This is a genomic window from Streptomyces sp. NPDC037290, from assembly GCF_055603245.1.
The window spans coordinates 1-10889 of the sequence record NZ_JBVJVZ010000059.1 but is presented as its reverse complement, the minus strand read 5'-3'; the positions used below and the strand labels follow the sequence as shown (position 1 = coordinate 10889).

The 10889-nt window shown below is 66.1% G+C and carries 8 protein-coding genes; 1 reads left to right on the top strand and 7 read right to left on the bottom strand.

Going from position 1 to position 10889, the window contains the following annotated elements; translation table 11 throughout:
* Window positions 1-107 precede the first annotated feature (107 nt).
* The 7 genes from ACZ7HQ_RS43880 to ACZ7HQ_RS43850 all read right to left on the bottom strand — a co-directional run bounded on the left by ACZ7HQ_RS43880 (window position 108) and on the right by ACZ7HQ_RS43850 (window position 9014).
* A complete protein-coding gene (locus ACZ7HQ_RS43880) occupies window positions 108-2111 on the bottom strand; it encodes an alpha-hydroxy-acid oxidizing protein (protein ID WP_471002841.1) in 2004 nt (667 codons plus the stop codon).
* Window positions 2112-2242: 131 nt separating this feature from the next.
* Entirely contained in the window at window positions 2243-3307 is a 1065-nt protein-coding gene (locus tag ACZ7HQ_RS43875) for a cytochrome P450 (protein ID WP_471002847.1), read from the bottom strand.
* A gap of 121 nt (window positions 3308-3428) precedes the next feature.
* A complete protein-coding gene (locus ACZ7HQ_RS43870) occupies window positions 3429-4589 on the bottom strand; it encodes a pyridoxal phosphate-dependent aminotransferase (RefSeq protein WP_471002838.1) in 1161 nt (386 codons plus the stop codon).
* An 87-nt stretch (window positions 4590-4676) separates the two neighbouring features.
* Window positions 4677-6320: an acyl-CoA dehydrogenase family protein gene (locus tag ACZ7HQ_RS43865; protein WP_471002835.1), complete on the bottom strand. Its 1644-nt coding sequence runs from the start codon at window positions 6318-6320 to the stop codon at window positions 4677-4679.
* 48 nt (window positions 6321-6368) lie between these two features.
* Entirely contained in the window at window positions 6369-7565 is a 1197-nt protein-coding gene (locus ACZ7HQ_RS43860) for a beta-ketoacyl-[acyl-carrier-protein] synthase family protein (RefSeq protein ID WP_471002844.1), read from the bottom strand.
* Between the two features lie 29 nt (window positions 7566-7594).
* Complete coding sequence (locus ACZ7HQ_RS43855; RefSeq protein WP_471002832.1) at window positions 7595-7840, bottom strand: acyl carrier protein; 246 nt, start codon at window positions 7838-7840, stop codon at window positions 7595-7597.
* 88 nt (window positions 7841-7928) lie between these two features.
* A complete protein-coding gene (locus ACZ7HQ_RS43850) occupies window positions 7929-9014 on the bottom strand; it encodes a beta-ketoacyl-ACP synthase III (RefSeq protein ID WP_471002829.1) in 1086 nt (361 codons plus the stop codon).
* A 537-nt stretch (window positions 9015-9551) separates the two neighbouring features.
* Here ACZ7HQ_RS43850 and ACZ7HQ_RS43845 point away from each other — a divergent pair.
* Entirely contained in the window at window positions 9552-10796 is a 1245-nt protein-coding gene (locus ACZ7HQ_RS43845) for a cytochrome P450 (protein WP_471002826.1), read from the top strand.
* Window positions 10797-10889: the final 93 nt, after the last annotated feature.

The following is a 10889-nucleotide window of genomic DNA, read 5'->3' as shown; positions in this document are numbered from 1 at the left end:
CAAGCACCTCTCTCAACAGCTCGGGAGCCTCGTCCGTTCTGCCACCCACAAGCCCCCGCCGACATCACCAACCAGTAGCCACACTGAAAACGCTCACGCCTTGGGTGTCAGGCATCCCCCCGGGATGCCTTGAAGGGGCCGGCCGGGGCAAGCAGGTCCTCGGTGATGTCCCGGACACTTCCGCGCCCGCTCAACGTCAGCGCCAGGTCCAGCTCGGCGAGCAGACAGCGCAGTACGTGCCGCACGCCACTGCGCCCGTCCAACGCCAGACCGTACTGGTAGGGCCGGCCCAGCAGCACCGCGTCCGCGCCGAGGGCGAGTGCTTTGATCACGTCACTGCCGGTGCGCACACCGGAGTCCATGAGCACCGGGACGGCGGGTCCGACAGCCGCGCGAACGGCCGGCAGGCAGTCCAGGGCGGCCATGGTGCCGTCCAGTTGGCGCCCGCCATGGTTGGAGACGATCACGCCGTCCATGCCGTGCGCGAGGGCCAGGCGTGCGTCATCCGGATGCAGGATGCCTTTGAGTAGGATCGGGATGTTCGTCAGCTCGCGCAGCCACGCCAGCCCGTCCCAGGTGAGGGCCGGATTGGTGGACAGGGTGACCCAGTGCGCGATTACCGAGCTTTCGTCGGCGTCCGGGGGCAGTCCCGCCCGAAAGGCCGGGTCGGTGGTGAAGTTGGCGAGGCCCAAGCCGTGCAGGAAGGGCAGATAGCCGTGGTCGAGGTCCACGGGGCGGTAACCGAAGGAAGGACTGTCGACCGTGAGAACCAGGGCGTGGTATCCGCTCGCCTCGGCGCGGCGTACCAGAGACTCGGCCACGGTGGGTTCCGACGGCCAGTACAGCTGAAACCACCGTGGCTGCTCACCTGCGGCTGCCGCGACCTCCTCCATGCTGTGGGAGGAAAAGGAGGAGAGCACGAAAGGAACGCCGGCGTCGGTAGCGCCGCGCACGGACGCGAGTTCACCCTGGGGGTGGACGACGGTCTGCGCGGCGACTGGCGCCAGTAGAACCGGGGCGGTCAGCCGACTGCCGAACAGGGCCACTGACAGGTCCCGGCGGGTGATGCCGCGGAGCATCCGCGGCACGATCCGCCACCGCTCGAAGGCCTCGCGATTGGCGCGCCGGGTGGCACCAGTTCCCGCGTCGCCCGACACATAACCGTAGGCAGACGGCGTTAGCACCTTGCGAGCAGCTTCCTGAAGAGTCGTAAGGTCCGTGGACGGTCGAATGCCGCGGGGATCCGGTCCGGCGAGGTAAAGCTCGCGTACCAGGTCGGCCGGTGGTTCGGCGGGCCTGGCGGTCAGCTGGTCATGGATGTGTCCCACCAGCAGCCTCGCGATCTCGCCGACGCGTTCGGTCAGTGCGAAGTGCCCGCCCGGATGGATCTCCACGGTGTGTCGTCCCGTGGTGTGCCGAGCCCAGTCCCGGACCTGCTCCACCGTGTTTTTCGGGTCCTCCGCTGCGAGTAGCACAGTGACGGGTGCAGTGAGCGTGATATGCGGCCCACACTGGTAACCATGCAGTACACGGTGATCGGCGCGCAAGAGTCGCAGGGCCTCGGCGCGAGATTGTGGATTTCGCAGGAGTACGTCTGGCACCCCGCCGAGTCTCCGGAGCTCGGCGACCAGGTCGTCATCGCTCAGTGCTTCGGCATCAGGCTCCTCCCAATCCTGTGCCGGAGGCCGGGCGGCGGAAACAAACAGCCCAGCCACGCTCCCGTGCTCCTCCAACAGGCGGGCTGTCTCGAAGGCCACGATGGCGCCCAGGCTGTGGCCGAGGAGGAACAGAGGAAGGTCGGTACACGGAACCAAGGCGTGAGCCGTTTCGCGGGCCAGCGCGGCGATGTCCTCGACGCAGGGTTCGGAGCGGCGGTCTTGCCGGCCGGGGTACTGCACCGCAAGCAGTTGGATGTCGTCGGGGAGCGCCGCGGACAACTTACTGAATGCGGTTGCGGCACCGCCGGCGTGGGGGAAGCACACGAGACGTGCGGTGGGGTGTTGTCGGCGATGGTAGGTCCGCAGCCACTGAGCTGTCGTGGTGTGCGGTGTGGAAGGGCTCATCATGCCTGGTTGTGTGGAGGCGGCGAATGCGACAGTGCGCTCAGTCATGTCCTGGGGGTCCGTAGTCAAGAGTGGTGGGCAACAACTGGACGAGCAGTAGGTAGTTCGGTGGCTCCGTCGACAGACGGTGTCCATTGAGCCGGCGAAGTGGCGACGCCTTGCTGCAGCAACCGAAGTGATTACCAGTCGACGTGGAGCCGAGACAGTCCACGGGTCGCCAAGTCCTCCTTCCACGTCACTGGGGTGTCGACAGCGGCGAGCCGGAGGGTCGGGAAGCGCCGCAGCAGCCGTTCGAGGACGATGCGGACCTGTAGCCTTGCCAGGGGGGCACCCAGACAACGATGCACACCGTGGCCGAAGGTCAAGTGTGCGGCGTCATGACCCCCAAAGTTGAGCATCTCTGGCTCGATGAACACCTTGGCGTCGCGGTTGCCGTGCAGCGGCGCCACCATGACGGCCTCTCCCGCCTGTACAGTCACGTTCCCCAGCTGTACCGGCTGCAGGGCTACACGTGGGAATGTCAGCGGTGTGGCGGGGTTGAGCCGCAGCAGCTCCTCCACAGCGGGGGCGATCCGGTCAGGACGTGCGACGAGTTCCTCGTACATCTCGTGATCGGTGAGCAGCGACAGTACCGTCAGGCCCAGTTGTCCGACCGTGGTCTCGTAGCCGGCCATCAGCAGGGTGAGTCCCAGGGTGAGCAGTTCGTTCAGGGTGAGCTGACCCCGGTCGTGTGCGTTGATCAACTCGGTGAGCAGGTCGTTCCGCGGCTCCCCCCGCTTCCGCTCCACCAGGCCCTTCATGTAGTTAGCGAGTGCGATGCGTCGACGAGCCTTCTCCCGATTGCCGCTGGGGGAGATGTCGAAGAGGACCTCGACCCAGCCGCGGAAGCGATTGCTGTCCTCGGGTGGTATGCCGAGCACCGAGCACAGCACAACCAACGGCAAGGGTGCGGCGAGGTGTTCAACGAGATCTACGCCTGGGCCGTGCGCTGCGATGGCGTCGAGGCGCCGGTCAGTGAGTTCCGCCACGAGGGGAGCCAGTGCGGCGATCCGGCCGGTCGAGAAGGCGCCGCTGACTACGCGTCGCAGCCGGGCGTGCTGGCTGCCGTCCATGCTCACCATGGAGTCCGGCGCGGGCTCTGCGTCGTTGAACTTCGGAGCCTCGGGCCGGACGGCGTGTGCCCGGCTGAAGCGCTTGTCGGTCAGCACCGCGCGCCCGAGCTTGTAGTCGCGCACGAGCCACATCGTGTCTCCGGCAGGCGTCACGAAACGGGCCACGTCCTCGCTGCCGTCTTTGAGAAAGGCGGGGAGCGGTCCCAATTGGTCTGCCCCGTACTGCCCCATTCCCGTTCACCCCCTCGCGGCGTCAGCCGACCAGGATCCGGCGCTCGACCTCGCGCAGGAGGTCGGGCTGCCGGTTGAACGCGATACGCACGTACTGCTCGCCGCGAGCCGAGTCGGCGAAGAAGGAGGCCCCGGGTGCCAGGAGCACCCCCGCCTCGTCGAGGAGTTCGAGGACGAACTGGCGGCCATTGTACTTACCGTCGGTGACGGGGCTGATGTCGGCCAACAGGTAACACCCTCCTTCTGGCGCGGCGAACTTCATGCCTTTGCGGGAAAACATCTCCTGGACAAGGTCCCGGCACCGAGCCATCTGCACGGTGGCGGCACACAGGTCCACGGAGAGCGCGGCCACGCCCACCGCCACCTGCAGCGGGGTGGCGGCGCCATTGGTGGTCACTTCATGCACCCGCCGCAGCACCTCGGTGCGGGCCGCGTCGGCACGCAGGAATCCGAGGCGCCACCCGCTGATCGCATGGCTCTTGGAGAGCGAGCCGACGATGATGCTGCGCTCGGCGAGTCCCGGAACGTCGCTGACGGACATCCAGGACCGGCCGTCGAAGACGTAGGTGCTGTACACCTCGTCGCAGATCACGGTGGCGTTCCAGCGGTCGCACAACGCGGCGATCTCGTCGAGTTCCGTGCGGTCCAGTACGCGTCCGGTGGGGTTGGCAGGTGTGTTCAGCAGCACGGCTCGAGTGCGCGGACCGAAGGCGGCCGCGAGGTCGATGGAGTCGTAGCGCCAGGTGGGTGGGTGGAGGGGCACGAAGCGTGGCACCGCACCGGCGAGGGCGATGGCTGCCCTGAACTGCTCGTATCCGGGGTCCAGCAGGACGACTTCGTCCCCGGGATCAAGGGTGGCGAGCAAGGCGACGCACAAGGCTTCGGTGGCGCCGACGGTGATGGTCAGTTCGGTACGCGGGTCGGCGCCCGGAGCGAGCGTCTCGGCGATCCGCTTCCGCAGCAACAGGTCCCCGGACGGGTGGTCGTACTGATTGCGCCCTGCCTGCATCGCATCGGCGGCGGCTTGGAGAAGGTCGACGGACGGTTCCGGGTAGCCGGGAGTACCGACCGCCAGATCGATGGCGTGGCGTTCCCGCGCGAGCAGGAGGAGTTCGCCCAGGCTGCTTCCTTGCAGTACTGCGGCCCTCGACGAGACGGGCGACCGACGGGCCATGGTGTACATGCTGTCTGCTCCTCTTCCGGTGTGCTGGACATTCCGTTCCCTCGAGTGCGGCGACACGGGAGTGGCCGCTGAACTGGCGCCAAAGCGTCAGGGACGCGGTGTGCTCCGGCTCGCTCGTGCACTCGCCCGAGTCGGCTGCAGCAGCGGGTCTATGCCGCAGTGCGCTCCGGGTAGCTGTTGCACGACATCGCCGATGTGCTGCGTGTACCGGTCCGCGGCCGCCTCCAGCAGATCCTGCGAGACGGTCGTCGAGTCGCCGCCCCGAGCGCACAAGCCGTCCAGGGCCCGTTGCAGCTGGACCTCGGCGACCCGTAGTGCGTGCGTATGGTGCGGTGAGTGTCTCCGCACGGCACCTGCGGCCAGGGTCCACATGAGGGCGTCGGCGACTGCCGCATGGGATGCGTCGGGAAGACCATCTCCTGCCGGGCGGGCCGTGACAGCAGCCTCGAATCGCCGAGCGAGGTCTGTGCCGCTGTATGTGGCGAGCATGGTGCGGACCTGGCCGGATTGCCGGAGGGCACGTCGGGCCAGGAAGTCGCACAGGGCCTCGGTGGGCCCTTCGAAGATCCGGTAGACGCGAAGGTCCCGGTACATGCGGGCAGCTATGTTCGCCTCGTCGTAGCCACGACCGCCCAGCAGCTGCATCAGACGGTCGGCTGCCTCGACCGCCCATTCGCTGCCAAGGACCTTGGCTGCGATGGCGGACTCCATACTGACCGTCTGCCCGGTGTCCAGCCGGTCGGCCAGGTCATACACGAGGGCTTCCAGGATGTCGGTGCGGGCGATGGTGTCTGTCAGCCAGCCGCGGATCACGGCCCGGTTCATGAGCGGCACTCCGGAGGTTGTCCGCCGTCGGGCGAAGCGGAAGGCCAGCTGGACGATCCGCTTCAGCGCGCCCAACGCGAAGGCAGCGAGCGCAAGGCGCGAGACGCACATCAAATCCATAGCGGCCAAGCGGCCGTTGCCGTCCGCCAGGACGTGGCTGTCGGGAACGACCACGTCTGTGAAGTGCATCTTGTTCTGCACCATGCCGCGTTGGCCGAACGACAGGTGCTCCTCCCCGAGACGAACGCCGTGGCTGGCTGTGGGTACGGCCAACGCGACCAGTGAGGACGGATCACTGTGCTGCGCATTCAGCCGGGCGATTACAGTGCAGATCCCCGCCCATGCTCCGTTGCCGATCCAGTGCTTGTCTCCGCTGAGCAGCCATCCACCCGCTGACGCCGGGCGAGCTGTCGTGGAGAGCTGCGAGAAGTCGCTCCCGGCACCGGGTTCGGTCTGGGCGTAGGCGCCCAAGGTACGGCCGCCGGCCAGCAAAGGCAGCCACTCCTGCTTGATCTCTCTGGTGGCCCAAACCGACAGCGCTCGAGTCCCCGGACAGATCGAGGTGGTCATCCACGTACCCAAGGTGGTGTCGATGGCCATCAACTGCTCGAACACCCGGAACATGTCGCGGAAGAGCAGGGCGGTGCCGCCGTACTGCTCCTCGATGAGCGGACCGAACAGTCCCGTACGTCCGAAGTCCTGGACGATGTAGGGGGGGATGCACCGCCGCTCATCGATGAGCAGCGAGTTGATGCGGCGAGGCGCGTAGTCGCGCAACCAAGCGATCTGGTCGGCGGCGCGGCGAGAGCTGACCTCAGGGTCCGCGGTGACGGTCTGCCGGGCCAGCGCCCAGAGCTGCGGTGCAGCCATGGATTTTCGTGCGCCCTGCTCAGCTGTCTCGACCATGGTTCCTCCTTCCTTCTTTCTCTCGGTTCCCAGGCCAGAGGCCTCCCGTCAGGCAGGGGCAAGAGCTAATACAGCGTTCTGGCCGCCGAAGCCGCTGGAATTGCTGAGCGCAAGCTGGATGCGCTGGGGACGAGCCGTGCCGACGACGACATCGGCATCGATCTGCGGGTCCAGGCGCTCGAGATTGGCTGTCGGCGGCACCGTCTGCTCGTTGATGGCGAGCACGGTCAAGGCAGCCTCGATGGCGCCGGCCGCGCCCATGGTGTGGCCGAGGACGCCCTTGGCTGAGGTAACCGTCGCCTGGCGGCCGAAGAGCCGGGTGATCAATCCTCCCTCCACCAGGTCGCCTTTGGGGGTGCTGGTGGCGTGGGCGTTGATGTGATCGACGTCTGCCATCGCGGCGTGAGCCTGAGCGAGTGCGGCCTTTGTCGCATACTCCAGTCCGCTGGCCTGGGGGTGCGGTTCGGTGATGTGGTGGGCGTCGGCTGAGGCGCCGTAACCGACCACCTGGGCCAACGCTGTCGCCCTGCGCGCGGCGGATTGTGCTCTTCGCTCCAGCACCAGGACTGCTGCGCCCTCGCTCATAACGAAGCCGTCACGCGCGGCGTCGAATGGTCGAGAGGCCAGGGCCGGTGTGTGGCAGCGCGACGACAAGGCGCCCATCCGGGCGAACGCCGCGGTGGTGATCCGGGTGACGGCCGCGTCGCTGCCACCGGCCAGCACAACGTCACATGTCCCTGTGCGCAGCAGCTGCGTGCCCAGCCCGATTGCGGTTGTTCCGGAAGCACAAGCCGTACAGGCCGCGAAGCTGGGGCCGTTGGCTCGCCAATGCAAGGAAAGCTGTCCGGCCAGCATATTGGGCGCGATCATCGGGGCGGTGGTCGCCGCTACTACATGCCCCCCCACCAGGCGGGTGACTTGGTTTTCGATCGTGGTGACGCCGCCGAACGCGGTGCCGATGATCACGCCGACCCGCGTTCCGTCCCACTCCTCTGGTTCCAGACCGGCCATGTGCAGCGCCTCGTCACCAGCGACGAAGGCCAGCTGGCTGTAGCGGTCGGTGCGTCGAGCCAGAGTCGCGCCCAGCCGGGCCACCGGGTCGAAGTCGGGTACCTGGCAGGCGAAGTCCACGGCGAGCCCAGCGAGATCCGGGTTGGTGCGGGCTGTCGGTTGTCCGGCCAGCACACTCTTCCAGGTGACATCGGCACCGATGCCGGCAGAGCTGACCATGCCGATGCCGGTCACCACTATGTCTTGGTCCGAGCCAGGCCTGGTCACTTGGCATTACCCTGCCGCAGAGCCGCCACGGCCTCGTCCACGGTCATGGCGGGATGCAAGGCGTCGTCTTCGAGCTGCAGTTTTAGGTCGGTGGCCAGAGCATCGATCAGTTCCACCACTGCGAGAGAGTCCAGCCCGAGATCAGTGAGGGTAGCTCCTCCCACGATGCCGGCCGGATCAACCTGGAATTTGCCGGTGAGCGTCTGTTCCAGACTCTCACGCAATGAGGCTGCGGTGGTCATGGGAACCTCCTGATGACATGGTGGTGAATGGTCCGGATTGATCAGGTGAGTGAACGTGCGGGAGCGGGGGCGGCGTCCTGCACGTGGGTCAATGGGGCTGAGGAGCCGTTGCGACCGCGTCGGCCGCGTGGTCGGCCATGGAACAGCACAAAGCAGTCGGGGACTTGGGCGGCATAGACACGGGCACCACGTCGGGCCAGGTCACTGCGGCTGATCCCCAGGTGAGGCCGCCGCCGAAGGCCGTGAGCACGGTGGGGACCCCCGGATGGATGCGGTCACTTGCCGAGGCGTCTGCCAAGGCCAGCGGGATGGAAGCCGCGGCGGTGTTGCCGACTTCGGCGATGTTCCCGAACCGGTAACACGGGGCAACCCCCAGGCGGTCGGCCACCGCGTCCAAGATGCGCTGATTGGCCTGGTGACCTACAAACGCGCGCACTTCCGAGGGCGACCACCCGACGCGGTCGAGCACCGAGCGGGCGGACGATGTCATCCTGGCCACGGCTTGCCTGTACACCTCGCGCCCCTGCATACGGAAGTACCGCTGCTCACGCGGCACTTGCTGTTCGCGTCCCGGTATTCGTGAGCCGCCCCCGGCAACGGCGATCAAGTCACTGCCTGCCCCGGAACTGCCGAGTTCCACGGCACGGATGGCGCCTGGCTCGCCGCTGTCACCGCGGCGCAGCAGCACCGCTCCTGCTCCGTCACCGAAAATGACCGCGGTGTTCCGGTCCCGTGGATCAATGATTGACGTGTACACCTCGGCGCCGATCACGAGCGGCTGGTCACAAGCGCCGGCTCTCACCAGTGCCTCGGCCAGACCCAAGGCATAGACGAATCCCGAGCACACCGCCGCTATGTCCAGTGCCGGCACCTCGGTCAGCCCAAGCCGATGGGCCACCTCCGGTGCAGTGGCCGGGCATGGACGATCAGGAGTGGTCGTCGCCAAGACCACGAAATCGGCGCTGCGTCCAGCAGACACCTGGGCTGCCTGTCCTGCGGCAGCGGCAAGATCACCGGTACTGGTCCCCGGGTCGACCATTCTTCGGCGCTGGATGCCTGTCCGCCTGCGGATCCATTCATCGCTGGTGTCCAAGCGTGCTGCCAGGTCTTCATTAGTGATTATCTGTTCCGGTAGACAGGTCCCCAAGCCGCATATCACAGCACATTCGGACATTCAATCCACTTCCTTTTTCGGCGCGCGTTGCAGGTAAGGGAGACTGAATAGGTTTCCCCGAGGGCCCCTCCTTTGGTGGAGGCGAGGGAATCTACTGCATCACACGGGATCCAGTCCGCAACAGCGTCTTCGTGCGGTATAGGTGGCGGAGATTACGCAAGATTGTGCATTCGTGAATGTCGGGTGAGGCCCGTCACGCCTCATTGTTCACAAGGATGCAATGTTGCGGGCGTTCTTGGTCTCCGCTGGCCACGGACTCTGGTGAGCTCACGCCCGACGTGATGCAGTGGCTGCATCACCCAACTACGCCCAGCGCTGCGGGCGGCACGTGAATCATGCACTTCGCGACGCTTTCCGGCCGGCACTGATCCAAGAACTCGCTCCTGCCGGAAGCAAAGAGATCGGGACGCCATATCCGGATCGCAAGAATGAGGTTGCCCTTTGCCGTGCCTCGGTTCGAAAGGCCTCGAGTCACGGCTATTTCATCCGAAATGACGCTGGAGTGAGGAGCGTCGTCCTGGCAGCTCCCAAATCCTCGTGGCCACGCTCGACGTTAAGGAAGTTCTCATGCCGGATCAAGACCTGTTCGACGTACTCGCTCAGCCTGAGAACCTCAGTGATCCCTACCCTTTCTACACCTGGCTTCGGGCCAAGCATCCCGTCTATCTCAACCCAGACGGTACTGCCTATGTCTCGAGCTACGAACATGCCGCCCTGCTGAGGGACCCCAACATCCGAGACGCGGCAGAAGACGACGCCAGCTCCTACGCGCTGCGCACCATCAATCAGACCCTCATCAAGTCGGTTCCGCCCCGCCATACCGAGCTGCGACGCGTAGGAGCTGCGGCGTTCGACCGCAACCTGCTCTCACGAGCGAACATCCAGCTGAGAAAGGAGGCCGAACGCCTGACCGACCAGCTCGCCACCACCCTGGCCGAACGTGGCACGGCGGATCTTCACAGCCAGTACGCCCTGCCTTTTACCCAGCACGCAGCAGCCATCGTCTTCGGTATCCCCGACGAAGACTTCGACATGCTCGCTGCACTGCCGGCCCGCATCTTCCAGGCTCTGTACCCGAAGACAACCCCTGCGGCTCGCGCGGATGCCGATGAAGCCTCCCGAAACCTGTTCAGCTATATGAACAACGCCGTTCGTCAACGGCGCTTCACACACGGCTCCGGCTTCGCTCGCCTCACCGACGCCTCTAATGGCATACCCGCGGTCGACGTGGCGCTCTTGTGCTGGCTGTTGTGGGCGGCGTCCTACACTTCGGCTCTTGCCGCCATAGACCTGGCCGTCCTCACTCTCATCGACCACCCGAACACCGTGGCCGTCCTGCGCAACGACCCCAGCGCATGGATCGAAGAAGCGCTGCGTTACCGCAGTCCCCACGTCATCAATTCCATCAACCTCACAACACGCCGAGACATGACCATCGGAGGAGTCACCCTGCCGGCCCACACTCCCATTCGGTTCATGATCGCCGCCATGAACCGTGACGAGGCTGTATTCCCGCACCCGGATACGTTCGACCCTCGACGCACCGGTGCCCCGCACATCGCTTTCGGGAAGGGCATCCATACATGCATCGGCGCTCAACTGGCCCGTATGGAACTGATCACCGCCCTCACCACCCTCGCGACCCGCATGCCTCGCCTTACTTTGGCCAGCCGGCCCTCCTGGTGTTCTTACACCACACAGCGCCTCTGCAGCAGCTTGCCCGTGGCGGCGGAGTCTCCGCAGCAGGCGTACGGCGGCAGCGCCGGCACCGTCGGCGGCTAGTACTCCAGCAGCGGTTCGTGTCCTGAGCTGCGTTTTCTGTAGTGGCAGCGGCGGGCGATGGCCTGGCGTTGTCTTCTCCAGGCCGACCATGTC

Excerpts from the sequence above, each read along its gene's own strand:
- ACZ7HQ_RS43880 (WP_471002841.1), bottom strand. The coding sequence starts at position 2,111 with ATGACTGAGCGCACTGTCGCATTCGCCGCCTCCACACAACCAGGCATG.
- ACZ7HQ_RS43875 (WP_471002847.1), bottom strand. The coding sequence starts at position 3,307 with ATGTGGCTCGTGCGCGACTACAAGCTCGGGCGCGCGGTGCTGACCGAC.
- ACZ7HQ_RS43870 (WP_471002838.1), bottom strand. The coding sequence starts at position 4,589 with ATGTACACCATGGCCCGTCGGTCGCCCGTCTCGTCGAGGGCCGCAGTA.
- ACZ7HQ_RS43865 (WP_471002835.1), bottom strand. The coding sequence starts at position 6,320 with ATGGTCGAGACAGCTGAGCAGGGCGCACGAAAATCCATGGCTGCACCG.
- ACZ7HQ_RS43855 (WP_471002832.1), bottom strand. The coding sequence starts at position 7,840 with ATGACCACCGCAGCCTCATTGCGTGAGAGTCTGGAACAGACGCTCACC.
- ACZ7HQ_RS43850 (WP_471002829.1), bottom strand. The coding sequence starts at position 9,014 with ATGTCCGAATGTGCTGTGATATGCGGCTTGGGGACCTGTCTACCGGAA.